This is a genomic window from Pseudomonas sp. KB_15, from assembly GCF_052114525.1.
Classification (GTDB): Bacteria; Pseudomonadota; Gammaproteobacteria; order Pseudomonadales; family Pseudomonadaceae; genus Aquipseudomonas.
On record NZ_JBFREX010000029.1, the window covers coordinates 1 to 23,409 of the forward strand.

General features: G+C 61.1%; 20 protein-coding genes, 1 tRNA gene, 1 pseudogene and 1 riboswitch. Of the genes and pseudogenes, 3 read left to right on the forward strand and 19 right to left on the reverse strand.

From position 1 onward, the window contains the following. Positions 1-161: 161 nt before the first annotated feature. From AB4Z35_RS20540 to AB4Z35_RS20600, 13 genes and pseudogenes are all read right to left on the reverse strand, one after another. A pseudogene (locus AB4Z35_RS20540) lies at positions 162-326 on the reverse strand (transcriptional regulator); the annotation flags it as partial. A 221-nt stretch (positions 327-547) separates the two neighbouring features. Beyond that, positions 548-621, reverse strand: a tRNA-Gly gene (locus AB4Z35_RS20545). A gap of 181 nt (positions 622-802) precedes the next feature. Further along, positions 803-1,687 carry an alpha/beta fold hydrolase gene (locus AB4Z35_RS20550; RefSeq protein WP_442099049.1) on the reverse strand — a complete coding sequence of 295 codons (885 nt, stop codon included), beginning with the start codon at positions 1,685-1,687 and terminating at the stop codon, positions 803-805. A 313-nt stretch (positions 1,688-2,000) separates the two neighbouring features. Beyond that, positions 2,001-2,693, reverse strand: coding sequence for a pseudouridine synthase (locus AB4Z35_RS20555; protein WP_442099051.1), 693 nt, complete (start codon positions 2,691-2,693; stop codon positions 2,001-2,003). A 33-nt stretch (positions 2,694-2,726) separates the two neighbouring features. Beyond that, on the reverse strand, positions 2,727-2,945 hold the full coding sequence (locus tag AB4Z35_RS20560) for a cysteine-rich CWC family protein (protein WP_007996694.1): 219 nt from the start codon (positions 2,943-2,945) through the stop codon (positions 2,727-2,729). Beyond that, positions 2,932-4,425 (reverse strand): sensor domain-containing diguanylate cyclase, encoded by a 1,494-nt coding sequence (locus AB4Z35_RS20565; protein WP_442099053.1) that lies wholly within the window; start codon positions 4,423-4,425, stop codon positions 2,932-2,934. The genes AB4Z35_RS20560 and AB4Z35_RS20565 overlap by 14 nt, the downstream gene beginning before the upstream one ends. Before the next feature lie 191 nt (positions 4,426-4,616). Beyond that, positions 4,617-6,395 carry an allophanate hydrolase gene (gene atzF, locus AB4Z35_RS20570; protein ID WP_442099055.1) on the reverse strand — a complete coding sequence of 593 codons (1,779 nt, stop codon included), beginning with the start codon at positions 6,393-6,395 and terminating at the stop codon, positions 4,617-4,619. A 25-nt stretch (positions 6,396-6,420) separates the two neighbouring features. Next, entirely contained in the window at positions 6,421-10,062 is a 3,642-nt protein-coding gene (gene uca, locus AB4Z35_RS20575; protein WP_442099057.1) for an urea carboxylase, read from the reverse strand. A 304-nt stretch (positions 10,063-10,366) separates the two neighbouring features. Then, a complete protein-coding gene (locus AB4Z35_RS20580) occupies positions 10,367-11,008 on the reverse strand; it encodes an urea amidolyase associated protein UAAP2 (protein WP_007996701.1) in 642 nt (213 codons plus the stop codon). A gap of 11 nt (positions 11,009-11,019) precedes the next feature. Further along, entirely contained in the window at positions 11,020-11,745 is a 726-nt protein-coding gene (locus tag AB4Z35_RS20585) for an urea amidolyase associated protein UAAP1 (protein WP_442099060.1), read from the reverse strand. 13 nt (positions 11,746-11,758) lie between these two features. Continuing rightward, the gene (locus AB4Z35_RS20590) at positions 11,759-12,547 is read right to left on the reverse strand and encodes an ABC transporter ATP-binding protein (protein ID WP_442099062.1); all 789 of its coding nucleotides are present in this window, start codon (positions 12,545-12,547) and stop codon (positions 11,759-11,761) included. Beyond that, positions 12,544-13,359 (reverse strand): ABC transporter permease, encoded by an 816-nt coding sequence (locus AB4Z35_RS20595; RefSeq protein WP_442099064.1) that lies wholly within the window; start codon positions 13,357-13,359, stop codon positions 12,544-12,546. Before AB4Z35_RS20595 ends, AB4Z35_RS20590 begins: the two co-directional genes overlap by 4 nt. A 15-nt stretch (positions 13,360-13,374) precedes the next feature. Beyond that, positions 13,375-14,442 carry a putative urea ABC transporter substrate-binding protein gene (locus AB4Z35_RS20600; protein WP_442099066.1) on the reverse strand — a complete coding sequence of 356 codons (1,068 nt, stop codon included), beginning with the start codon at positions 14,440-14,442 and terminating at the stop codon, positions 13,375-13,377. Positions 14,443-14,502: 60 nt separating this feature from the next. Then, a riboswitch (guanidine-I (ykkC/yxkD leader) is annotated at positions 14,503-14,603 on the reverse strand. Positions 14,604-14,885: 282 nt separating this feature from the next. On the opposite strand from AB4Z35_RS20600, the gene AB4Z35_RS20605 reads away from it, so the two are divergent. After that, positions 14,886-15,161 carry a hypothetical protein gene (locus AB4Z35_RS20605; protein WP_442099068.1) on the forward strand — a complete coding sequence of 92 codons (276 nt, stop codon included), beginning with the start codon at positions 14,886-14,888 and terminating at the stop codon, positions 15,159-15,161. A gap of 167 nt (positions 15,162-15,328) precedes the next feature. Continuing rightward, positions 15,329-15,772 carry a hypothetical protein gene (locus AB4Z35_RS20610; protein ID WP_442099070.1) on the forward strand — a complete coding sequence of 148 codons (444 nt, stop codon included), beginning with the start codon at positions 15,329-15,331 and terminating at the stop codon, positions 15,770-15,772. 129 nt (positions 15,773-15,901) lie between these two features. Here AB4Z35_RS20610 and AB4Z35_RS20615 read toward each other — a convergent pair whose 3' ends face one another. Further along, entirely contained in the window at positions 15,902-17,014 is a 1,113-nt protein-coding gene (locus tag AB4Z35_RS20615) for an enoyl-CoA hydratase/isomerase family protein (protein ID WP_442099072.1), read from the reverse strand. A 132-nt stretch (positions 17,015-17,146) separates the two neighbouring features. On the opposite strand from AB4Z35_RS20615, the gene ung reads away from it, so the two are divergent. After that, positions 17,147-17,839, forward strand: coding sequence for a uracil-DNA glycosylase (ung, locus tag AB4Z35_RS20620; RefSeq protein ID WP_007996228.1), 693 nt, complete (start codon positions 17,147-17,149; stop codon positions 17,837-17,839). Here the strand turns inward: ung and AB4Z35_RS20625 are convergent. The 5 genes from AB4Z35_RS20625 to AB4Z35_RS20645 are packed head-to-tail and all read right to left on the reverse strand — an operon-like array spanning position 17,740 to position 23,220. Beyond that, positions 17,740-18,888 carry an AbrB family transcriptional regulator gene (locus AB4Z35_RS20625; RefSeq protein WP_442099074.1) on the reverse strand — a complete coding sequence of 383 codons (1,149 nt, stop codon included), beginning with the start codon at positions 18,886-18,888 and terminating at the stop codon, positions 17,740-17,742. The two genes, ung and AB4Z35_RS20625, sit on opposite strands and share 100 nt — an antisense overlap. Continuing rightward, entirely contained in the window at positions 18,881-20,395 is a 1,515-nt protein-coding gene (locus tag AB4Z35_RS20630) for a tripartite tricarboxylate transporter permease (RefSeq protein ID WP_007996225.1), read from the reverse strand. Before AB4Z35_RS20630 ends, AB4Z35_RS20625 begins: the two co-directional genes overlap by 8 nt. 1 nt (position 20,396) lies before the next feature. Continuing rightward, entirely contained in the window at positions 20,397-20,855 is a 459-nt protein-coding gene (locus AB4Z35_RS20635; protein ID WP_007996224.1) for a tripartite tricarboxylate transporter TctB family protein, read from the reverse strand. A 58-nt stretch (positions 20,856-20,913) separates the two neighbouring features. Beyond that, positions 20,914-21,891, reverse strand: coding sequence for a Bug family tripartite tricarboxylate transporter substrate binding protein (locus tag AB4Z35_RS20640; RefSeq protein ID WP_007996223.1), 978 nt, complete (start codon positions 21,889-21,891; stop codon positions 20,914-20,916). A 39-nt stretch (positions 21,892-21,930) separates the two neighbouring features. Beyond that, entirely contained in the window at positions 21,931-23,220 is a 1,290-nt protein-coding gene (locus tag AB4Z35_RS20645) for an OprD family porin (protein ID WP_442099077.1), read from the reverse strand. Between the last annotated feature and the right edge of the window lie 189 nt (positions 23,221-23,409).

Consider the following 23,409-nt stretch of genomic DNA (forward strand, 5'->3'; position numbering starts at 1 on the left):
TACCGCAATGGCTGTTTTACGACTGCTTCGCAGTCGAACGCAGCCTCGCGGGCTCGGCAGCTGCTACAAAGGGTGTTGCGGCTGAAATTGCTTAACTGACTGGCATTAGCCACTTGGGCCGGTTTTTTCTTTCTCGGCATCTCCGGTCAGACAACCTGGACTGAGGGCTGCATCGGATAATGTTCGTCTTCATATTTTTCAATGAGCATCGCCAAAATTTCCAGTTCATCGCCCTCAGGTGAACCGCCTTCTGCCCCCCACAACTGCTCCAGGCGAGCCAGTGCGGTGGCCAGGTCTTCTTGGCTGTGAATAGGTTTAATGTTCATCACACGGTCTCCGTGGGCGTGGGTACTAGCGTTGAATACAGCCCTGCCGCAATTGCGACAACGAAGGAAGGGAGCATTTTTTGTGTCTTTTCAATTCCTCTGAAGCATTCAACGAGAAGAAAAACCCAAATCCCGCCCATAAAAAAACCGGCCACTTGGACCGGTTTTTTCTGACTCTGCATCCCCCGTCAAAACCACTTTGACGTGAGACTGAAATTGATTGGAGCGGGTGAAGGGAATCGAACCCTCGTTATCAGCTTGGGAAGCTGGAGTAATGCCATTATACGACACCCGCTCAGAGCGCTGCCTTTGTACCAGATACGGCCGACGATTTGAAGTTTTTCTTTACGTGGGGCGGGTTTAACGCAGATATGACAAAAAAAACTGGACCACATGACGGTCGATCGCGGGCAAACCTCGCGCCTGCAGAATACGTTTAACGCAGCAGGGCGGGGTTTGCTCGCGATGACGCTACTTCAGCTTGCCAATGCATGGTGGTCCTGGACGTGGTGGTAACGCGGTCGGCTTTCGTGTTGCGAAGGTTTCAGGAACCCCATCAGTGCGTTGCGGCTGTCTCGGCAGGCGGCTTTGTGTTCCATGTCGAGAAAGTGGCCGGTGGCCTGGAGGGTGCTGAAGGTGCTGTGTTGCACGTGGCTGGCGAACAACCGGGCGTCTTCGGCGGCGGTGTATTCGTCCCATTCGCCGTTCATGAACAGCACCGGCACGTCGATTTTCTTCGCCGCGTGCAGGTAGCACTGGCGATCGCTGTGCAGCACGTCGTTGATGTGGAAGTGCATCTGCCCGTACTCATGTTCGGCCAGGGAGCTGACGTGGCGATAGTTGAAGCGCTTGAACAACGACGGCAGGTGTTTGCCGATGGTGTCGTTCACCAGGTGCCCGACCCGGTCGCCGTCCAGGTTGCCGAGGTGTTCGACGCCGCGTTCGAGGTAGTCGAGCATGTGCGCGTTGATCACCGGGGAGAACGAACTGATCACGGCTTTTTCGATGCGCCGTGGCCGTTGCGACAACGCCATCATGGTCGCGGCACCGCCCCAGGAAAACGACAGCACGTGTTCGGCGGCGAAGTGGTCGATCAGCTCAAGCAGGATCTGCCCTTCGATTTCCTTGGTGAGCATTTTCTCATGCAGGTTGTGGGCTTTTGACCGGCCCGCGTAGGGCTGGTCGTAGCAGACGACGTTGAACTGCGGATGGAGGTTTTTCACGGTTTGTGCAAACGACGCAGTCGTGGCCATCGAGCCGTTGACCAGAATAATGGTCTTCTCTGCGGCGTCTGCGCGATAGAACTCCGTGTAAACCCGATACTGACCCTGTATATCCAGCACAGCGATTTCTGGCCTCATGTCATAAGACTCCTGGCAAGCGGGTATGCGCGCAAAAGAGATTGCACGAGCTTTGTGACAGGTAGGCATACGCCTGGAATTTGAGAGGCCCATGTCGATCCATTGCAGTCCGGTCGACGGGTATTGTTATTGGCGGGCAGTCTGCCGGATGAGGCCGGAACCCAAGGGTTCCTACCGGCAAAAAGTTTCTTAGAAGTATGGGGTGACTCATCGGTCACATTTCGGCCGACGCCCTGATTCAAGCAGGGGTCACATCATTGCGCAAGTGCCGCTGGTAAATTGTTCGACAACTTTCTGCTGAGCGGTCGTGTGTTTAGATCAAGCCGATCTCTTCATCGCTCAGTGGGCGGTATTCGCCCGGTTTCAACCTGTCGTCGAGCACCAACGGTCCCATACGCTCGCGGTGCAGGCGCATCACCTTGTTGTTGAAGTGGCCGAACATGCGCTTCACCTGGTGATAGCGGCCCTCGACGATGCTCAGGCGTGCAGACTTTGGCCCGAGCAGCTCCAGCCCGGCGGGTTGCGTGGTGAGGTCTTCGAAGGCGAAGTACAGCCCTTGGCTGAACTTGATGGCGTATTCGGGGCCGATGTCCTGCTCGGTTTCGACGTAATAGACCTTCGGCAGTTTGGTCTGCGGTTGGGTCAGGCGCCGCGACCAGCTGCCGTCATTGGTGATCAGCATCAGGCCGGTGGTATTGAAGTCCAGGCGTCCGGCGATGTGCAATTCGTCCTTGTCCGGTTCATGGATCAAATCGAGCACGGTCGGGTGCTGTGGATCCCGAGTGGCGCTGACGCATCCGGCGGGCTTGTGCAGCATGAAGTGGCGCAATGGTTTACCGACTTGCAGCACGTCATTGTCGACTTCGACGCGGCTGAATTCGCGGACTTCAGCGTGCGGGTCGCTGACAACTTTTCCGTCAACCCTGACGCGTTTTTCCACCAGTAACAGGCGTACCTGCTTTCGGTTGAAACGAGGCAGGTTGCTGAGGAATCGGTCGACACGCATGACTAAGGATCAGTGAAGAAAGGGGCGCGCATCTTACTTGATCGACTCGGGCGCTGCTTGCAACTGCGCCTCGACTTCGGCGCAGCGCGGGCACAGGCACGAGGCGTTGCGCAGTTCCACCGGCAGTGCCTGGAGTACGGCCGGGTCGATGCTGACACCGTAGCACCAGCAGGCGCGGTCGGCGGTTCGCGGGTCGGCCAGGGTGCAATCGTTGGGGGCGCCGCAGGCGGGGCAGAGGTCAGACTGGTTCATAACTGGAGTGAGATTTTTCCACGCAGGTTCGGTTACGGCCGGTTTGCTTGGCCCGGTACATCGCATGATCCGCCCGTGACAGCAGGCTGTGCAAGGTGTCATCGGGCTGCAGGGTGGTGAGGCCGATGCTCACGGTCAGTTGCAAGGCTTTGTCGTTGTAGGCATAGCGCTGCTGTTCCACGTGCTGTCGAATTTTCTCGGCAATCATCAAGCCGGTCTTACCGTCGGTGTCCTTGAGCAGCACGATGAACTCTTCACCGCCCCAGCGGCAGACGATGTCGGAGTGCCGCAGGCAACTTTCCAGATCCCGGGCGAAACCGATCAGTACCTGATCGCCGGCCAGGTGGCCATAGGTGTCGTTCAACGCCTTGAAGTGGTCAAGGTCCAGCAGTAAAGCGGTCAGCGGTTTGGGCTCGCGCCGGGCTTCATGCATGGCCTGTGCGGCCAGCAGGTCGAAGCCGCGACGGTTGGGCAGTTCGGTCAGGCTGTCGAGGATGGCCTGGGCCTGGATCTTGTCCTGATAGCGCTTGATCACCCGGTTGAGCAGGGCCAGTACGGTCAGTGTGACCAACAGGCAGATCAGCAGGTTGAGGTACAGCGACTGGCGGATTTCACCGAGGGCGCTGTCTTCGCGTTTGTCGACGAACAGGTACCAGTTCAGCTCCGGGATAAACCGCACGTTGAGGAAATGTCCCTGGCCCTGCACAGAGTATTCGTAGCTGCCGCTGTGGGGTTGGGGCAGTCGGCTGACCAGGTCTTTCATGCTGTCGAGTTCGCTGAGTTTCTGCCCGATGCGTGCACCCTGCGGACCCCCTTCGGCGCCGGTGAGCACCAGGCGCCCGAAGTTGTCGACGAAGTACACACTGCGCTGATAACGCTGTTGGTACTTGTCGATCAGCTTGATCACGGCGTCGACGGTCAGGCCAACCCCGGCCGCACCGATGAATCGGTCGTTGTAGTCGTAGACCTTGTAGTTGATGAAGAAGGTCAGGTCGTCCTTGTTGGCGAGGTCAGGGTCGACGTTGATCTCGTACGGATCCTTCATGTCCCGCACGCGAAAGTACCAGGCATCGCGGGGTTCGGTGGCCTTGACCTGTTTGAGCACACCCTTGGCGTGGTAGTAGGTCAGGCTGGTGTTGGAGACGAAGAACGCGGTGTAGGCGCCATAGTGGGTCATGACCTCGTTGAGGTAACGGGTCATCTGGTCGGAATCTTTTTCACCGTTGACCACCCAGTCGCGCATGAAGGTGTCGCGGGCCATCATCGAGGAAATCAGGATCGGCCTGACAAGGTCTTTCTGGATTTCCGAATAGACCGTGTCCGATGTCAGCGGCAGTTCGGTGTTGACGATGTTGTCGCGGATCGATGCCCGGGAGGCGTAGTAACTGAGAAAGGAGGTAGCGAGAAAGCCTGCGCCCAGCAATGCGACCAGCGTGAGAACCAACGAACGTTGAGAATACAGCGGCGAGCGAAGCGGCATGACAGTTCCGTTGGCAGTGGTCCGATGGCAGGCATTCTAATGGCACTGCGGGGGAAAAACTGCGGCATTTGCAGAATGAACCGGCAAGCATCAAGGGCTGTGGTGCCTGAGCCGACGCCTTCGCGGGCAAGCCCGCTCCCACAGGTACAGCGCGGTCCTTGTGGGAGCGGGCTTGCCCGCGAATCTAGAGATCAACGCAGACTTTTCAGGTAGACCCGCCACCCGCCCAAATGACTGATATTCACCGCGCCCTCCAGCCCATACGCCTCGCAGATAAACCCGCTCTCCCAGCGCCCATCCGCCAGTTGCACCTTGCCCAACCCCAGCGGCGCCGGAATCCCGGTCAGGAACGAACCCAGTTCACGACTGGGCAACTCCCAGACTTCCACTGCAATCGCTACGCCGCCATCCTTCACGCGGACCATGCCTGGACGAAACGGCGGGCCACCGGCCAGAGCATAGAGTTGATAATCCTGCGAGCTGAATGTCGACTCCAGCAACCGGGCACCGCGCTGCTTGAGCTGCCAGTTCAGCGCCAACCCGTCCAGGTGCGCACCACAGACCACCAGTCGTGCCCGATCATGACGTGCAACCGTCACCGGAGCGGGTGCGGCCAGACCTTGCTGGCGCTGCAAGGCATCCGCCACGCTCAACAGGTACTGATCGGTAAAGGCTCGCCCAAACAGCGTCACACCCCATGGCAGGCCGTTGTCCATGAACGCGCTGGGTACGGCAACGGCAGCGTAATCGAGCAGGTTCATGAAGTTGGTGTAGTAGCCCAGTTGCGAATTGCGCAGCACCGGTTCGGCCTCGAGTTCCGCCAGTGTCACCGGGCGGCCGATGGTCGGTGTGACGACGCAATCAAGGCCTTCCAGCGCTGTGTCGCACAGGGCCTTGAGCGCTTGCAGCCGGTATTGGGCGCGGAAGGTTTGCACGCCGTCGACGGCAGGCGCCTTGGCCAATACGGCGCGAATCACGGGCAACACGGCCTCGGGATTTTGCGCCATCAACTCACCGGCCACGCTGTAGCGCTCGGCTACCCACGGGCCTTCATAGAGCAAACGTGCGGCCTCCAGGAACGGCGATAGATCCAGCTCCACCGCTTCGCCGCCCAAGGCCTTGAGGCGGTCGATGGCATCACCGAACAACAGCGGGCCTTCAGGGCAACCGTAGAATTGCAGATCCTGTGCACGGGGTACGCCGAAACGGAACGGGCGCGGTGTACCGAACGCCGAGCCGTCGTTCCACAACGGGTTGCTGCGGCTGTATTCGTCCCGTGGGTCCAGGCGTGCGGTGAGCGTCAGCAACTGACTGGCCTCGCGCGCCGTGGCGGTGAAGGTGGTGACGCAATCCAGCGTACGACAGGCCGGTACCACGCCAGCCGTCGAGATCAGGCCTTTGGTGGCTTTCATGCCGACCAGATTGTTCAACGCCGCCGGCACGCGCCCGGAGCCGGCAGTGTCTGTGCCCAGGGAAAAACTCGCGACCCCGAGCGCCACCGCCAGCGAAGAACCGGCGCTGGAGCCGCCCGACGGATACTCCGGCAACACGCTGTTGGGGCACGCGCCGTACGGTGAACGGCTGCCGTTGAGCCCGGTGGCGAACTGGTCGAGATTGGTCTTGCCCAACGGAATCGCACCGAGGGCCAGCAGTTGTTCGACGATGGTCGCTGAACGCTCCGGCACGTAGGCAAATGCCGGGCACGCCGCGGTGGTCGGAATGCCCGCCAGGTCGATGTTGTCCTTGATCGCGAACGGCACGCCATACAGCGGCAGGCTGTCGAGGTCGCGGCCGTCGAGGGCGGCGAGGTAAGGTTCCAGTTCTTCGGCGCTGAGCAGGTGGATGAACAGGTGATAGTCCGGGTTCAGCGCGGCGGCTTTGTCCCGCAGTTGCAGCAGCAATTGTCGTGGCGTGGTGCGACCGTCGCGATAAGTGCTGCGCAGGGCGTCGAGTTGCAGATTGATGTTCATGGCGTGAGTCCTTTTTAAAATGGGTTCAGTCGAGTTCCAGCACCACGACGCGCTGTCCGGCACGTACTGCCGAACCCGGTTGCACGCGAATCTCGTGCACCACGCCGGCCATCGGGGCGAGCAGGGGGATTTCCATCTTCATCGACTCCAGGATCACCAGCACGTCACCGGCCTCGACGCGGCTGCCGGTCTCGACCTGAACCTGCCAGAGGTTGCCGGCGATGTGGCTGTCGACGCTTTGTTGACTGCTGGCCAGCGGCGCCTCTTCGGTGGCCTCCGGGGCCAGTTCTTCACTGTCGAAATGCGCCTGGCCACTGGCGATCCAGCGTTCACGCTCGGCGTTGAACGCAGCTTTTTGCTGATCGCGAAATGAGGCAATGGTCTCGGCTTCCTGCGCCAGAAACGCCTGGTAATCCGCCAGATTCAACTGACTGTGCTCGATGTTCAGGTCGAAGCGCCCAAGGGGGAAATCCCTGCGGATGCGCAGCAGTTCATCGGCGCTGACCGGGTAGAAACGGATCTGGTCGAAAAACCGCAGCAACCACGGTTTGCCATCGAACGCGGCGACTTCGCGGTAGCGGTTCCACATCTGCAACGTGCGCCCGACAAACTGATAACCGCCGGGGCCTTCCATGCCGTAGACGCACATGTAGGCGCCACCAATGCCCACCGAGTTTTCCGCGGTCCAGGTGCGCGCCGGGTTGTACTTGGTAGTCACCAGTCGATGGCGCGGGTCGAGCGGGGTGGCGACCGGTGCGCCGAGGTAGACGTCGCCCAGGCCCATCACCAGGTAACTGGCGTCGAACACTGTACGTTGTACTTCATCGAGGTTCGGCAGGTCGTTGATGCGACGGATGAACTCCAGGTTGCTCGGGCACCACGGCGCGTCCTTGCGCACCGTGGTCATGTATTTCTCGATGGCCAACTGGCACGCAGGGTCGTCCCAGGACAGCGGCAGATGCACGATGCGCGAGGGCACTTGCAGGTCTTTGGCGGCGCACACGGCGTCCCATTCGCCGGCAACGATGCCGAGGAGGTCGGACAGTGGCAGTTGCTCGGGCTGGTAGTGCACTTGCAGCGAACGGATGCCCGGCGTCAGGTCGATCACGCCGTGCAGGTCTTTGCTTTCCAGTGCCTGCATCAGGGCGTGGGCGCGGAAACGCAGGACCAGATCGAGTTCCGGGGCGCCGATTTCCAGCAGCAGGTGTGTATCGCCGGACAGTCTTGCGACCAGCCGCGTATCCCCCTGCCCGATATCCAGCACCACAGGCGACACAACCCCCTGTAGGAGCGAGCCTGCTCGCGAAGGTGTGTCTGTCGACATCAGAGTGGCTGACACACCATCGCGAGCAGGCTCGCTCCCACAGGGGGTATCCCATTTCAAGGCCCGGGTGCGGGCGGTCTTGAGGTCGACAGGAATGAACTGCACCTTGTCCCCAGCCTTGAGCTGCCCCAGTTGCCAAAGATCCGCTTCGATCACCGTCACCGGGCACACGAACCCGCCAAGGCTCGGGCCATCCGGGCCGAGTATCACCGGCATGTCCCCGGTGAAATCCACCGCACCAATCGCATACGGATTGTCGTGAATGTTCGATGGATGCAAACCCGCCTCGCCACCATCGGCACGCACCCATTCCGGTTTTGGTCCGATCAACCGGACGCCCGTGCGGCTGGAGTTGAAATGCACTTCCCACTGCGTGGCGAAGAATGTGTCGATGTAGTGCTCGGTGAAGTATTCCGGGGCGCCGTGCGGACCGTAGATCACGCGGATTTGCCGTACGCCGGGCAACTCGTTGAGCTGATTTTCAGCCAATAGCTGACCGGCGCTGCGATCGCTCAAGGCCGGTACATGCAGCACGTCGCCGGCACGCAAGGCGCGACCGCCGTGGCCGCCAAACTGACCGAGGGTGAAGGTACTTTTGCTGCCCAGATAGTCTGGCACTTGCAGGCCACCCCGCAGGCACAGATAACTGCGGGCCCCTGCACCGGCAATTGTGCCGAGGCTCAACGTAGCACCAGCCGGAACCAGCAGCGTCGTGTTCATCGCAACGGCTTCACCGTTCATCGTCAGTGGAATTTGCGCCCCGGTCACCGCCACTACCGCTTCGCAATTGAAGCGCAGCAACGGTCCGCTCATGGTGATCTCCAGTGCCGCCGCGCCTTCGTCATTGCCCAGCAAACGGTTACCCAGACGCAGCGCCCGACTGTCCATCGGCCCCGATGGTGGCACGCCGACCGCCCAGTAACCGAGGCGGCCGGGATAGTCCTGAACGCTGGTCTGGGTGCCAGCGCTGAGCACCTCGAACGTGTTGGCCTGATAGACCAGGCCTTCCAGACAACGGGTCCACGGCTGGCCGCTGGCGAAGGGCGCATCAAGCAGAATCTGCCGCAGGTAGTCGCGGTTGGTTTCCACGCCGTAGAGCAGGCTGGCACCTAGTGCCTGATGCAGATCCGCAGTGGCCTCTTCGCGAGTCGGAGCCCAACTGATGACCTTGGCGATCATCGGGTCGAAGTAGGGCGGGATCTCGCACCCAGCCTCGACCCAGGTGTCGATACGCAGTTGAATGCCATTGGCCACCGGGAAGTCCACGGCGGTTAGCAAGCCCGGACTGGGTTGAAAATCGCGCCCTGGATCCTCGGCATACAACCGCGCCTGAATCGCATGACCCTCCGGTTTCAAACCCTTTGCCAGATCGCTCAGCGGCGGCAGATCACCGGCCGCCAGTTGCACCATCCAGCGCACCAGATCGACGCCCCACACCTGTTCGGTGACGCCGTGTTCCACCTGCAAGCGGGTGTTCACTTCCAGAAAGTAGAAACGCCGGGCATCGCTGTCGAAAACGAACTCCACAGTGCCGGCGCTGCGGTAATTCACCGCTTTGGCCAGTTTGATCGCGGCCGCGCACAACTCATCGGCCATGCCGTCGGGCAGGTTCGGCGCCGGGGTTTCCTCGAGGACTTTCTGGTTGCGGCGCTGCACCGAGCAATCGCGCACGCCGAGGGCGATCACCTCGCCGCGACCGTCGCCAAACACCTGCACTTCCAGGTGACGGGCGCGCTGAATGTACTTCTCGATGAACACACCGGCGTCGCTGAAATTGTTCTGCCCGAGGCGTTTGACGGCTTCGAAGGATTCGCTCAACTCGGCCGCGCTGCGGCACACGCGCATGCCGATGCCGCCACCGCCGGCGGTGCTCTTGAGCATCACCGGGTAGCCGACCTGTTCACCGGCCTGCAGCGCGGCATCGAGGCTGTCGAGCAGTTCGGTACCCTCAAGCATCGGCACGCCGTGTTGTTTGGCCAGGGCGCGAGCGGTGTGCTTGAGGCCGAACACCCGCAGTTGTTCTGGCGTCGGGCCGATGAAGGCGATACCAGCGGTTTCGCAGGCTTCGGCGAACGCGGCGTTTTCCGAGAGAAAGCCGTAGCCGGGATGGATCGCGGTGGCGCCGCTGGTTTTGGCGATGGCGAGGATCTTTTCGACCGCCAGGTAAGTGGCGGCGGCCGCGCCCTCACCGAGGCTGTGGGCCTCGTCGGCTTGCAGGATGTGCAGGCTGGCGGCATCGGCCTCGGAGTAGACGGCGACACCCTGCACTTGCAGTTCGCGCAAGGTCCGCAGGATGCGGCAGGCAATGGCGCCACGGTTGGCAATCAGGACTTTTTCGAACATGGCATAACCCCCGGAGGCGATAGCGCATCAGCCTCGACTGGGATGCGGGCCGTCCCGCAGTTTTTCGATAGTCGCCGGGGTCGTCCCCGATGGCAGAGTCACAAATTTCAAAACCACCGCCGCCCCCTGTGGGAGCGAGCTTGCTCGCGATGGCGGAGTGTCAGTCGACTTCAATGGAGCCTGTGTCGACGCAATCGCGAGCAAGCTCGCTCCCACAGGGTTAATCAGTGTTCTTGCTGTTTGATGCACTGCCCTGAACGGGCCTGGCACAAGGCAAATAACCAGCGGCGCAGTCTCGGGAGTTTCAGTTCCATACCAGCAGCTCCGCAGGAGTGGGGTTGTAGGCGTTGCACGGGTTGTTCAATTGCGGGCAGTTGGAGATCAGCACGATCACGTCCATCTCCGCACGCAGATCCACGTACTTGCCCGGTGCGGAAATCCCGTCTTCGAAGGTCAGTCCGCCGTCAGCCGTGACCGGCACGTTCATGAAAAAGTTGATGTTCGGCCCGATGTCGCCCTTGCCCAGGCGGCCATCGTGAACACAGGCGCGCAGGTAGTTGTCGCGGCAGCTGTGCATGTAGCGTTTTTCCAGGGCGTAGCGCACGGTGTTGCTCTCTTGCGCACAGGCGCCGCCGAGGGTGTCGTGACGCCCGCAGGTGTCGGCGACGATGGTCAGCATCGGCTTGCCGAGGTTGGAATACAGCACGCTGCCGGTGCTCAGGTACACGCTGTTCTGCCGGCGCAAGGTGCGCTGTACGTCGTAGCGCTCCTTGGGATTGGCGACGCTGTAGAACAGCGTATCGACCGCCTGATTGCCTTCCAGATCGAGGATGCGCAGGGTCTGGCCGGCCTTGACCTCCATCAGCCAGGGTTCGCCGGCGGGGATGGTGGCGCGGTAGACCGCGGTTTCAGGCGACTGTGGAGCGGTGGCGATTGCGAGTGACATGGCAGCGATCCTCAGGCGAACAAACGGTCGGTGTTGATGAAGCCGCGCTCGTTTTCCGGGCGCGAGGTGCGGCAGTGTTCGGCGACGCTGGCGTCGGCGTTCATCCAGCTGAGCTTCAGCGGTTTCGGTGCGTATCCCGGCGTCGGGTCCATCGGGTGTTGCAGAGCGGTGAGCACCACCAGGGTGTCCATCGGCGCGTACAACTCGATGTAGTCGCCGGCCTTGGAGTTGCCCTCGACAAAGTGGAAGCGCCCGGCGTCGTCGACGTTCACGCGGCTGAACAGGTTGAGGGTCATCAGCAGGTCGGACAGACCCAGCCCCCACTTGCCCAGCTCCACCAACAGGTTGTCGGTACCGTTGCGGAAGAAGCCGTTGCGCAGTTCCTGGTAGCGACCTGCACCGTACTTTTCTGCGACTTCTTCAGCGCAGAGCACGCCGCCCAGGCTGTCGCTCCAGCCGCACGTGTCGGCGGTGATGGCGGCCAGCACGCGGCCCATGTCCGAGTACAGGCAATGGCCGGCGGTGAGCTTGGCGGTGTGTTGGCATTTGAGGCTGTCGGGCAGGTTAAGGCGTTCGGTTTTTTCATTGGCATTGAGCAACGTCAGGCTGACGTTGGCGCCGCCGCGCAGGTCGGTCAGGCGCAGCAGTTGGCCGCGCTTGAGCACAAAAGAGCGATGGCCGCCGCCGGGGAGCATTTCTTCGGCGAAGGGCGGGAACAGGTGGGTCGAATCAGTCATTGTGAAAAATCCTCTAAGCGATACGAAGCGTGCCCGCCAATGGAGTCGGCAAGGCGTCGACGGCGGCACGGGTGGCGCGGCGGTCGCTGTTCAAAGGGATGTCGTAGGTGATGCGCGCGCCATAGGCGCCGGGGGCGTGCGGATCGAGGCGGACCTTGTCGAACACCAGCAGGCGCGTACCGAGGTTGAAGCCTTCGGACAGGTCATGGGTGACCATGAACACCGTCAGTTGCGTCTCGCGCCACAGCTCCAGCAGCAAGGCGTGCATGTCTTTGCGGATGCCCGGATCGAGGGCACCGAACGGTTCGTCGAGCAACAGCACGCGGGGTTTCATGATCAGTGCCTGGGCGATGGCCAGTCGTTGCTGCATGCCGCCGGAAAGCTGCGCCGGGTACTTGTCCAGCGAGTGACCGAGGCCGATTTTGTGCAGCAACACCGAAGCCTGTTCGCGGGCCTCTTTTTTAGCGCTGCCGAACAGGCGTCCGAGCAAGGGTGAGCGTGGCAGTTCGAGGCCCAGGGCAACGTTGTCCAGCACGCTCAAGTGCGGGAACACCGAGTAGCGCTGGAACACCACGCCACGGCTGGCGTCCGGCTCACCGGCCAAGGGCTGACCGTCGAGCAGGATCTCGCCGCGACTGGCGCGTTCCTGGCCGAGCAGCAGGCGCAGGAAGGTCGATTTACCGCAACCGGAAGCGCCGACGAGTGTGCAGAACTCACCTTCGTTGACGTTCAGGTTCAGGCCTTCGAGCACCACCTGATCGGCGTATTGCTGCCAGACGTTTTTAACGGTGATAAAGCTCATTTGGCGGCCCCTTGGTGCCAGGGGAACGCACGCTGGGTCAGGTGTTTGAGGCCCCAATCCATCAGCCAGGCAAGCAGGGTGATCCACACCACGTACGGCAGGATCACGTCCATAGCCAGGTAGCGGCGCACCAGGAAAATCCGGTAGCCGAGGCCGTCGGTAGAGGCGATGGCCTCGGCGGCAATCAGGAACAGCCACGCCGAGCCGAGCATCAAGCGCAGCGAGATCAACAACCGTGGCAGCAGTTGCGGCAGCACCACCCGCAACATCAGGGTCCAGGTCGAGGCACCGAGGGTCTGGGCCTTGATCAGCAGCTCCACGGGAATTTCCCGGGCGCGCTGTTCCAGGTCACGGGCCAGGGCCGGGGTGATGCCGATGACGATCAGCATCACTTTCGACAATTCCCCCAGGCCGAAGACGATGAACAGGATCGGCAGGATCGCCAGCGGTGGCACCATCGACAGCACCGTCAGCAACGGTGACAACGGCGCACCGAACAGCGGCAGGGTACCGGCGGCGATGCCCAGGCACAGCCCGGCCAAGGCGCTGATACCCAGGCCGATGGCCAGACGTTGCAGGCTGGACGCCGTGTCCTGCCAGAGCAGGTATTCGCCGGTGCGGGTGTCGGCCACGAACGCCAGGCGTTTCACCGCATCGGTCATCTGCACGGCGCTGGGCAGCAGCTTGTCATTGGGGTTGTCCGCCAGTCGCTCGGCCGAGCCCGTGAAGTAGGCAAACAGCACCAGGGCGAACGGCAGGATCACCAACAGCAGGCGACTCGGGCGGTCCGGGTGAAGGTTGATCAGGCGCATGGCCAAGTCCTCTTTTTACAGCTTGGCGTCGGCGGCCATCTGCACGTAACTCGGGTCGAAGCGCAGCTTGAGGTTGCCCTTGTCGCCGCTGGTCACGCCGTTGGCGAAGGCCATGCCGACTGCGCTGGTGTCCTTGGCGCCTTCACCCAGCAAGCCGTGCTGGAAGGAAAACTCGGCGACTTTGCGCATGGTGTCCTGCAGTTGCTTGCTGGTGCTGAACGCCAGGGCCTCCTTGGGCGTGGCGAACAGTCTGGTGGTGTCCAGTTGTGCCTGGAAACCCGGCAGGTCGGTGCCCGAGGCTTTGGCCATGTGTTCCAGTGCGGCTTTGCCCGCAGCGTTCCTCGCGTTCATCAACTCGACCACTTCAAACCAGGCGCCAGTCAGCGCCTTGCCGAGGGCCGGGTTGTCTTTGAGGGTCTGGGAGTTGACCACCATCATGTCCATGATTTCGCCGGGGATCTGGCTGGAGTTGAACACTTCGCTCACCCCGGGCTTGGCCTTGATGTCTGAGAGCATCGGGTTCCAGGTGGTGACGGCGTTGACCTGATCGGTGTTGAAGGCGGCGGAAATATCGGCGTCGGAGGTGTTGACCACTTTCAGGTCTTTCTCGGTGAGATCCACCGAATCCAGGGCCCGGGCCAGCAGGTAGTGGGAGACCGAGAGTTCTACCAGGTTGACGTCCATGCCCTTGAGGTCGGCGACTTTCTTGCCTTCGCCCTTGAGCACGATGCCGTCGTTGCCGTTGGAGAAATCGCTGACGATCAGCGCAGTGCTGTCGACGCCGCCGGCGGCCGGAATGGTCAGCGCGTCCATGTTGGTCATGGTGCAACCGTCGAACTGGCCGGCGGTGTACTGGTTGATCGATTCGACGTAATCGTTGAGCTGCACCACGTCGATCTTGATGCCGTACTTTTTCGCCCATTTATCGACGATGCCCTGGCTGCCGGCGTATTCCCACGGCATCCAGCCGGCGTAGATGGTCCAGCACACGCTGAAGTGGTCTTTCTGGGCGGCCTGGGACGAGAAGCTCACGAGGGCCGCGAACGCAGCGGCGAGCAGGGCGGGTAAACGAAGCTGGGACATGGTGGTTCTCCAGTTGATCAAGGACGGACAGGACGGCAGCGGCACCGTGAACGGTGGCTTGTCTCCCGGGCTTTTGTCCCGCCGTGTAACCTCAACTGGAGGTCGCCGACTCTCGGACCAGTCACTCGCGATTGCGAGCCGGAACCCTAGTCAGCCATTGCAAATTGTGGTGCCGCGAACCTGTGGTGACTCCTGCACGGTTTTGGTAAAGCGAGAGGCGTGCCAAGTTGGTCCGAACGCTCTAGCGTGGGGGACAGGAAGGACGACGGGTTTGACCGGAAAGGCGGACTGCCTTGTGATGGTGCGCAAGCGCACCGCATTGGAACGTATCCGCCGCTGATCCGAAGGTGGGTGCGACGTTGCACTTGGCAGAGATTTACCAGTCAAAACAGATGTCAGCCGGTCTGTTCCGACTGCTGTCACTGGTCTTTACGGAGGCCGTCATGTTGCGTCGTTTGTTGTTTGGTGCAGTGCTCGGTTTTGGATTGTCTGGCTGCTATTACTACGACAGTCCTGCCGACGTCTACGGGACACCTTATTACTACCCGGGTTACTACTCGCCTTATTACTACGGCGGCTATTACGGCCCACGTTATTACGGTGGTTATCGCTCCTATTACCATGGTGGGCACGGTTACTACGGGGGCCACGGCTATAACGGCGGGGGGCATTACGGAGGTGGATATCATGGCGGTGGATATTACGGTGGCCACCGTTAATCAGGGCGTGAATGGATGAAAAACCTTTCATCGGCCAGATGTTTCCACTTGTTTCAAGAGCGCACCAGATTCCGAATTCGATGTCTGATCTTTCGACAGTCACCGAATATTTGACTGTCGCTTGCCAGCGTCGCTGGTGTGGCTCACCCGCGGTCCAGGAGGCCGCCATGCTCTGTCAAAATAAGCTGCGGCGAATTCTTCTGCTTGCTGTGTCGGGATTGTCCCTTGGTGGGTGCGTGCCTTACTACGACGAAGGAGGCAGTTACTACAGTTCCGAAGTCTATACCTCGCCTGCGCCAAACTATTACGCCGGGGGGAGTTCCTACTATTCCAATGGTTACTACACACCGTCGCCCCGGTATTACATGCCGCCAGCGCGGTATTACCAGCCGACACCGCGCTATTACTCGCAGCCGCGGATGTATCAACCGCGCTATTACCAGCCCGCTCCGCGTTACTACCAGCCATATAGGGGGGATTACCGGATGCATCAGAACCATGGCTGGGACGGCCGTAACCGCGGGGGCTGGAACAATGACTCTCGCGGCCATGACTGGCGCAACCATCGTGGCGAACGCGGCGATCACAACTGGCGGGGTAATCACCGCTAATCATTCAGTTAAATACAATTGCTGTGGGAGCGAGCTTGCTCGCGATGGCGGAGTGTCAGGCAACATTGATTTCTACTGACACGCCTTCATCGCGAGCAAGCTCGCTCCCACATTTTTTATGTCCGGACTTTAATACTCTGACAAGTCCGCCAACGGATGCCGGCCTTCCCACGCCTTGTGAAAATGCGCCTCTACCACCGCGTCCGGCACGTTGTTGATGTCCGGCCAATGCCAGTGCGGCTTCTGATCCTTGTCGATCAACCGGGCACGTACGCCTTCGCTGAATTCCGGATGACGACAGCAGTTGAGGCTCAGGGTGTATTCCATCTGGAAGACTTCGGCCAGCGACAGGTGCCGGGCACGGACGATCTGCTCCCACACCAGATGAGCGGTCAGCGGTGCGCCTTCGCTCATGGTCCTGGCCGCGCGGCTCAGCAACAGATCGCTGTGATCGCGCAAGGCGCTGATGGCCTTCCAGGCGCAACGCACGTCGCTGACATCCAGCAGCTCATCGATCTGCTGACGGCGCGGCAACCACTGGGCTTCGGGCATCTGCGCCACGGCTTCCTGTTGTAAGGCCTTGAGCAGGCTGTTGAGCTGCATGGGGGTCTGTTCCTGCCAGTTCAATTGCAACAGGCCTTCGATCAATTCCGGCTGCTGCTCATCGAGCAGGAAACGATCCGCCAGGTCCAGGTCGATGGCATCGCGGCCGTTCATGTGCGCACCGGTCAGGCCCAGGAACAACCCGAGCCTGCCGGGCAGGCGCGACAGAAACCAACTGGCGCCAACGTCCGGGTACAGGCCGATGCTGATCTCGGGCATTGCCAGCCGGCTGCTCGGTGTGACGATGCGAATGCTCGCCCCTTGCAACAACCCCAGGCCGCCGCCCAGCACATAGCCATGGCCCCAGCAGATCAGCGGTTTGGGGTAGGTGTGCAGGTGGAAGTCCAGGCGATATTCCGCCGCAAAAAAGTGCGCGGCCAGTGGCGGCACTTCCCCGGCTTGCGCGCGGCAGGCTTCGACCAGGCTGCGCACTTCACCCCCGGCACAAAAAGCTTTGGGGCCATTACCGCGCAACAGCACGCAGACGATCTGCGGGTCCTTGGCCCAGGCCGCCATGCGGTCGCGCAGGGCGTTGATCATCGGCAGGGACAGGGCGTTCAGGGAATTTTCGGCATCCAGGCTGGCGATGCCGATGCGGGCGCCGTCGGTGCCGGTGAGTTCTTCGAAGTGCAGATTCATCGTGACCTCGATCGGGAATTTGAAGGTTAAGTATGATCGCAGTGTAGGAAAGTGCCGGATCTGCGTCAGATCAATTGACAAGCGTGGTGCGCTTTCCTAGGGTTCGCCCCATTGTTTTTGCCGGGTATGACCATGACTGCTGACGACCGTATCAAACTCGAACCGAGCTGGAAGGAGGCACTGCGTGCCGAATTCGACCAGCCCTACATGACAGAGTTGCGAAACTTCCTGCAACAGGAGCGGGCGGCCGGCAAGGAAATCTATCCGCCGGGGCCGATGATTTTCAACGCGCTCAATTCCACGCCGCTGAACAAGGTCAAAGTGGTGATTCTCGGTCAGGATCCTTATCACGGCCCGGGCCAGGCCCATGGTTTGTGCTTTTCGGTGCAACCCGGCGTGCCGGCGCCACCGTCATTGGTGAACATTTACAAAGAGCTCAAACGCGACCTGAACATCGACATCCCCAACCATGGCTACTTGCAGAGCTGGGCCGATCAGGGCGTGTTGATGCTCAACACCACCATGACTGTCGAGCGCGCCAATGCCAATGCGCACAAGGACAAGGGCTGGCAGTTTTTCACCGATCGGGTCATTGAAGTGGTCAGCCAGCAGCAACCGCACCTGGTGTTCATGCTGTGGGGTGCCCATGCCCAGAGTAAGCAGAAACTGATCGATGCCACCAAGCACCTGGTGCTGACTTCGGTGCACCCGTCACCGCTATCGGCCTATCGCGGCTTCCTCGGGTGCGGGCACTTCAGCCGCACCAACAAGTTTCTTGAGCAGAATGGCGAGACGCCGATCGAGTGGCGGTTGCCGCCGGTTTGATTGGTTGACCTGACTGGCCCCATCGCGAGCAAGCTCGCTCCCACAGGGGGCTCCGCCAGAAACAGCACAAACAACAACCGCATCACCTGCATTGCCGTCACCAGCGGCACCGACAGTTGCAGGGTTTCCGCCGTCAGGCTCATCTCGGCAATGCCGCCGGGCATCATGCCCAATGTCAGTGAGCGCAGATCCAGGTGGGTCAGCGCACTCAAACCCAGGGCTGCTACGGTCGCGATCAGCATGGTCAACACTGTGCCGATCAGGGTGCGGCCCATGAACGATGGCGCACGCCGGAAAAACTGCCGGTTGAAGTGACAGCCCAGACCGCTGCCGATCAACCATTGGCCGATCTGGCTACCGCCATTGGGCAAGCCGATGTGCAGATCCCAGCCGATGCTGACGGCCGCACTGACCAGTAATGGCCCGAACAGCCAGGGGTTGGGTTGCCGCAGGCGTTCCCAGATCCAGGCCGCCAAAGCGCCAGCGGGGAACAGCAGGGCCAGCCAGCGCCAGTCCACAGCGTTGGCATGTAAAACCGGGGCACCATCGCCCAACAAATACTTGAACGCCGCCGGCACGCAGAGCACCACGACCAACACCCGCAAACTCTGCCCCGCCGCCACACGGCTGAGCACCGCACCATTGCGGGCGCCGAGGTTGACCATCTCCCCGGAACCGCCGGGCATGCTGGAAAAGAACGCCGTGGCGCGATCTTCACCGGTACGGCGCATCAGCCACACGCCGACGACCGCCGACAGGCTGGTGACCAACGCACCGAAGAAGATCAGACCGAAATGACTCAGCACCTGCTCCATCACCACCGGGGTGAAGTGCAGGCCGATACCGATGCCGACGATCCACTGGCCGCACTTGCGGCCGCCAGGGATTTCGGCCAATTGCCAGGGTGTCAGGCAGCGCACGAGGATGATCGCCAGTAACGAGCCGACCATCCACGGCAAAGGCCAGCCGACCTGGCTGGCGAGGTAACCGCCAAGCAGGCCGACCAGCGGGGTTCCCCACCAGAGTTTGAAGGGGGACCTGTCAGACATCGGCGATAGCGCGTTGCGCGGCCGAACGTTTGCGCCAGATGCGGATAAGCGGCATCAGCAGCATGATCGCCGTCAGGATCCAGCAACCGAAGGTGATCGGGCTCGACCAGAGGATTTCCAGTGCACCGTTGGAGATCGACAGGGCGCGGCGCAGGTTCTGTTCCATCAGGCCGCCGAGGATGAAGCCCAGCAATACCGGCGACAGCGGGAAGTCCAGCTTGCGCAGGATATAACCGAAGATGCCGATGCCAATCATCAGGAACAGGTCGAACGTTGTAGCGTGCACCGCGTAGACACCAATCCCGGTAATGATCGCGATCACCGGCACCAGTGCCCAGTTCGGCACGGCGAGGATGCGGGTAAAGATGCGGATCATCGGGATGTTGAGGATCACCAGCATCACGTTGGCGATGAACAACGAAGCGATCAGGCCCCAGACGATGTCCGGTTGCTGTTGGAACAGCAGCGGCCCCGGAGTGATGTTGTACAGCGACAGCGCGCCGATCATCACCGCCGTGGTGCCGGAACCTGGAACGCCGAGGGTCAGCATCGGCACCAGCGCACCGCAAGCTGCGCCACCGATGGCGGTTTCCGGAGCGGCGAGGCCGCGCATGTCGCCCTGGCCGAAAGTACCCTTGGCGCCAGCCATGCGTTTTTCGGTCATGTAGGCCACGGCACTGGCCAGGGTCGCACCGGCACCCGGCAACACGCCCATGATGAAACCCAGTACGCCGCAACGGATGTTCACCACGAACACCGACGCCGCTTCCTTGAAGTTGAACATCATGCGCCCGGTGGCTTTCACCGCTTCCTGGCCGTGGTGGGTTTTTTCCAGCAGCAGCAGAATTTCGCTGATGGAGAACAGGCCCAGCACCAGCACGACGAACTGGATGCCGTCGGTCAGGTGGATGTTGTCCCCGGTGAAGCGATACACACCGCTGTTGGCGTCGATGCCGACGGTCGACAGGAACAGACCGATCAGCGCCGCGATGAACGTCTTCAGCGGACGGTCACCGGCCATGCCGCCGAGGCAGACAATCGCAAACACCATCAGTACGAAATATTCCGCCGGGCCGAAGGCAATCGCCCATTTCGCCAGCAGCGGGGCGAACAGCACCATGCCGCAGGTTGCGATAAAGGCACCGATGAACGAGCTCCATGCCGACAGCGATAGCGCTACACCGGCCAGGCCTTTGCGTGCCATCGGGTAACCATCGAGGGTGGTCATCACGGTGGACGCTTCGCCCGGGATATTCAGCAGGATCGAGCTGATCCGGCCGCCGTATTCGCAACCCAGATACACCGCCGCCAGCAGGATCAGTGCCGACTCCGGTGGCAGGCCGAGGGCGAATGCGATCGGGATCAACAGTGCCACGCCGTTGATCGGCCCCAGGCCCGGCAACAGGCCGACCACGGTACCGATCAGGGTGCCGCACAGTGCAGTCACCAGGTTATACGGGCTCAGCGCGACGCCGAAACCCTGACCCAAATAGCCAAGAGTATCCATATCAGTTCTCCAGAACGTCGAGCACACCCAAAGGCAGCGGCACGTCCATCAACTTGTCGAACAGCAGGTAGAGGCCGACGGCCATCAGGCTGATGATCACGATGCTTGGCACCCAGCGACCGCCATACAGACGGGCCATGGGCACGCCGATCAGGATGCTGGCGACGATGAAACCCAGCGGTTCGAAGGTGCCCGCGAACACCAGCAACAGCACCACGCAGATGCCGATCTTGGTCAGGGTTTCGCGATCCAGCGGCGGCTCGTCGGCACTGTGCTTGATCGGTGCCGGACGGAACGCCATGTACAACAGCGCTGAGCCCATCAGGCCAAGCATCAGCAGTGGAAAGGCCCGAGGCCCCACCGGTTCGTAGGAAAAAGCCGCTTGGTACGGCCACGCCATCAGTGCCAGGCCGAGACAGACCAGTAACAGCACCGAAGCAAAAATGCGTTGTAAGAGCATGGAAAACTCCTGTGCCGCGGCCCCGCAAAACGGAGCCGCAGCCGCTAGACAGAGGCGATCACTGGATCAGGCCGAACTCTTTGGCCAGCACTTTGTAGTCCGCGACTTGCTTCTTCACGTAGGTGTCCAGTTCCGGGCCGGTCATGGCGAACGGGAACAGTTCACGCTGATCGCGCAGCTTGGCGAATTCAGGCGAGGCCAGCAGTTTGTCGAAGGCGTCTTTCCACCAGGCGTAGTCTTCGTCACTGACCTTTGGCCCGAGGTAGAAGCCGCGCACCACCGGCCAGACAATGTCGTAGCCTTGCTCTTTGGCGGTCGGGATGTCTTTCATTTCCGGCTCGTCCAGACGCTTCTCGGCAAACACGGCCAGCAACCGCATGTCGCCGCTCTGGATGTGTGGCATGGAGTCGGAGATGTCGGTGCTGCCGACCTGGATGTGGCCGCCAAGCAGGGCGGTGGCAATTTCACCGCCACCTTCAAGGGCAACATAACGCAGGTCGCGCGGGTTGATCCCGGCGGCCTTGGCGATCAGCGCGGTTTGCATCCAGTCCTGGCTGCCGACGGTGCCGCCGGAACCGATCACCACTTTGCTCGGATCTTTCTTCAGTGCCTGGACCAGATCGTCCAGAGTCTTGTAAGGCGAATCGCTTTTCACCGCGATGGCGCCATAGCTGGTGCCGACGGCGGCCAGCCAGCGCACGTTGCTTTCATCGAAGCGACCGAATTTGCCTTGGGCCAGGTTCAGCAGCGAACCGCTTGACCATGCCACCAGGGTGCCGGCATCCGCCGGACGCTGGGCAACCACCGCGTTGTACGCCACCGCGCCGACACCGCCGGGCATGTAGGTCACGCGCATCGGTTTGGTCAGCAGTTTTTCGTTGACCAGCGCGCTTTGCGCCAGTTTGCAGGTCAGGTCGAAACCACCGCCGGGCGAGGCCGGGGCGATGCATTCCGGGCGTTTGGGTTCGGCAAGCGCTTGGCCGGTGAACAGCAGGACGCTGGCGGCGAGGGCTAGTTTACGCATTGACAGGTTCATTCAAGTCTCCTTGGGAGTTGTTGTTATCGACGTACTGAATTACCAAAGGGCAACGCTATAGCTCACCAGCAGACGCACTTCATCGGCATCGCGAGCAGAGTAGTTGGAGCGGTAGGTGGCATTGCGCAAGCGCACGGCGACATCCTTGAGTGCGCCGCTTTGTACAACATATTTAATCTCGGAGTTGCGTTCCCACTCTTTGCCTTCGTCACCGTTCTTGAGCTTGATGTTGTCACCGCTCACGTAACGGCTCATGAAGCTCAGGCCGGGGACGCCGAGGGTGACGAAGTCGAAGTCATAGCGCGCTTGCCAGGAGCGCTCCTCGGCGCCGGCAAAGTCGTTGATCTGTACGAAGTTCACCAGGTACGGGTCGCTGCCATCCACATACGGGAATGCGCTGTCACCGGACATGTGCTGGTAGCCCGCGCTGAACTTGTGCCCGCTCAAGGCGTAACTCACCAGACCGTTGAGGGATTTGTTGTCGATCTTGCCGCCACGGGCCTCGCCCTGGTCGTCACTGATGGCAAACCGCAGGTCGCTGGCAAAAGTGCCGGGGCCGAATGGCTGCGAGGTGATCAAACCGAGGAAGTGCTGGTTGTAGACTTCATCGAGTTGCGCGAAGTGGTAGCTGCCGGTGATTTTGTCGGTGAACTTGTAGTCCAGACCACCAAAGTCAAAGTGCTTGCCGGCCACGGTGCCAGCGAAACGGCTGTTCTTGTTGTTGAGGGCAATGTCCTCGAAGTCGGTGCTGTCGCGATCCTTGGCCTTGTCCAGGCGCCCGCCGGTGAAGGTCAGGTTCTTGATCTCTTTGGAGGTCAGCATGCCGCCTTCAAAGGTCTGCGGCAGGATGCGCCCGTCGTTGGCCTTGAGGATCGGCAATTCCGGAATCAGGCTGCCGATTTTCAGCTCGCTGGCGGAGATTTTCATTTTGCCGGTCAGGCCGAGCTTGGAATATTCGTCGACGGCTCGCCCATCGTCGGTCGGCAGCAGGCCGGTACCGGTACGATCCGGGCTCGAATCGAGCTTGACTCCCATCATGCCCAGGGCATCGACACCGAACCCCACGGTGCCGTCGGTGTAGCCTGATTTCAGATTGAGCATGAAGCCCTGGGCCCACTCGTCACGCTTGGACTGTTGGGCGCTGGTGCCGTCGCGAAAATCGCGATTGAAGTACATGTTGCGGGTTTCGAAAGTGGCCGAGCTGTCTTCGAAGAATGCGGCCTGGCTCAATGGTGAAAAGCCGGCAAGGGCGGCAGCGCTGGCAAGCGCAGTGTGGCTGAAACGGGAGAGGCGGGCAGGCGCGATAGCCTGGGTCTGCAGGGACTGCATGGATGACTTACTCCGTTTATTGTTCTTATTTGTCGAAAACGCTTCGAGGCGTTTTTCGTATCGCTGTGTGGCGGCAGCGACGGCAGTCGAAACTGTCCGTAGCCGGACTGTAACGGGCTAACCTTTCGCTAACCTTTCAGCTGACTTTCACGGTTTTCGGGCTTCACAGCGGCGGTTGCGGCTGTAAAC

What these genes read in the sequence shown, in the direction of transcription:
- AB4Z35_RS20550 (WP_442099049.1), bottom strand. Translation starts at nt 1,687, where the DNA reads ATGAGGCCAGAAATCGCTGTGCTGGATATACAGGGTCAGTATCGGGTT.
- AB4Z35_RS20555 (WP_442099051.1), bottom strand. Translation starts at nt 2,693, where the DNA reads ATGCGTGTCGACCGATTCCTCAGCAACCTGCCTCGTTTCAACCGAAAG.
- AB4Z35_RS20560 (WP_007996694.1), bottom strand. Translation starts at nt 2,945, where the DNA reads ATGAACCAGTCTGACCTCTGCCCCGCCTGCGGCGCCCCCAACGATTGC.
- AB4Z35_RS20565 (WP_442099053.1), bottom strand. Translation starts at nt 4,425, where the DNA reads ATGCCGCTTCGCTCGCCGCTGTATTCTCAACGTTCGTTGGTTCTCACG.
- atzF (WP_442099055.1), bottom strand. Translation starts at nt 6,395, where the DNA reads ATGAACATCAATCTGCAACTCGACGCCCTGCGCAGCACTTATCGCGAC.
- uca (WP_442099057.1), bottom strand. Translation starts at nt 10,062, where the DNA reads ATGTTCGAAAAAGTCCTGATTGCCAACCGTGGCGCCATTGCCTGCCGC.
- AB4Z35_RS20580 (WP_007996701.1), bottom strand. Translation starts at nt 11,008, where the DNA reads ATGTCACTCGCAATCGCCACCGCTCCACAGTCGCCTGAAACCGCGGTC.
- AB4Z35_RS20585 (WP_442099060.1), bottom strand. Translation starts at nt 11,745, where the DNA reads ATGACTGATTCGACCCACCTGTTCCCGCCCTTCGCCGAAGAAATGCTC.
- AB4Z35_RS20590 (WP_442099062.1), bottom strand. Translation starts at nt 12,547, where the DNA reads ATGAGCTTTATCACCGTTAAAAACGTCTGGCAGCAATACGCCGATCAG.
- AB4Z35_RS20595 (WP_442099064.1), bottom strand. Translation starts at nt 13,359, where the DNA reads ATGCGCCTGATCAACCTTCACCCGGACCGCCCGAGTCGCCTGCTGTTG.
- AB4Z35_RS20600 (WP_442099066.1), bottom strand. Translation starts at nt 14,442, where the DNA reads ATGTCCCAGCTTCGTTTACCCGCCCTGCTCGCCGCTGCGTTCGCGGCC.
- AB4Z35_RS20605 (WP_442099068.1), top strand. Translation starts at nt 14,886, where the DNA reads ATGTTGCGTCGTTTGTTGTTTGGTGCAGTGCTCGGTTTTGGATTGTCT.
- AB4Z35_RS20610 (WP_442099070.1), top strand. Translation starts at nt 15,329, where the DNA reads ATGCTCTGTCAAAATAAGCTGCGGCGAATTCTTCTGCTTGCTGTGTCG.
- AB4Z35_RS20615 (WP_442099072.1), bottom strand. Translation starts at nt 17,014, where the DNA reads ATGAATCTGCACTTCGAAGAACTCACCGGCACCGACGGCGCCCGCATC.
- ung (WP_007996228.1), top strand. Translation starts at nt 17,147, where the DNA reads ATGACTGCTGACGACCGTATCAAACTCGAACCGAGCTGGAAGGAGGCA.
- AB4Z35_RS20625 (WP_442099074.1), bottom strand. Translation starts at nt 18,888, where the DNA reads ATGTCTGACAGGTCCCCCTTCAAACTCTGGTGGGGAACCCCGCTGGTC.
- AB4Z35_RS20630 (WP_007996225.1), bottom strand. Translation starts at nt 20,395, where the DNA reads ATGGATACTCTTGGCTATTTGGGTCAGGGTTTCGGCGTCGCGCTGAGC.
- AB4Z35_RS20635 (WP_007996224.1), bottom strand. Translation starts at nt 20,855, where the DNA reads ATGCTCTTACAACGCATTTTTGCTTCGGTGCTGTTACTGGTCTGTCTC.
- AB4Z35_RS20640 (WP_007996223.1), bottom strand. Translation starts at nt 21,891, where the DNA reads ATGAACCTGTCAATGCGTAAACTAGCCCTCGCCGCCAGCGTCCTGCTG.
- AB4Z35_RS20645 (WP_442099077.1), bottom strand. Translation starts at nt 23,220, where the DNA reads ATGCAGTCCCTGCAGACCCAGGCTATCGCGCCTGCCCGCCTCTCCCGT.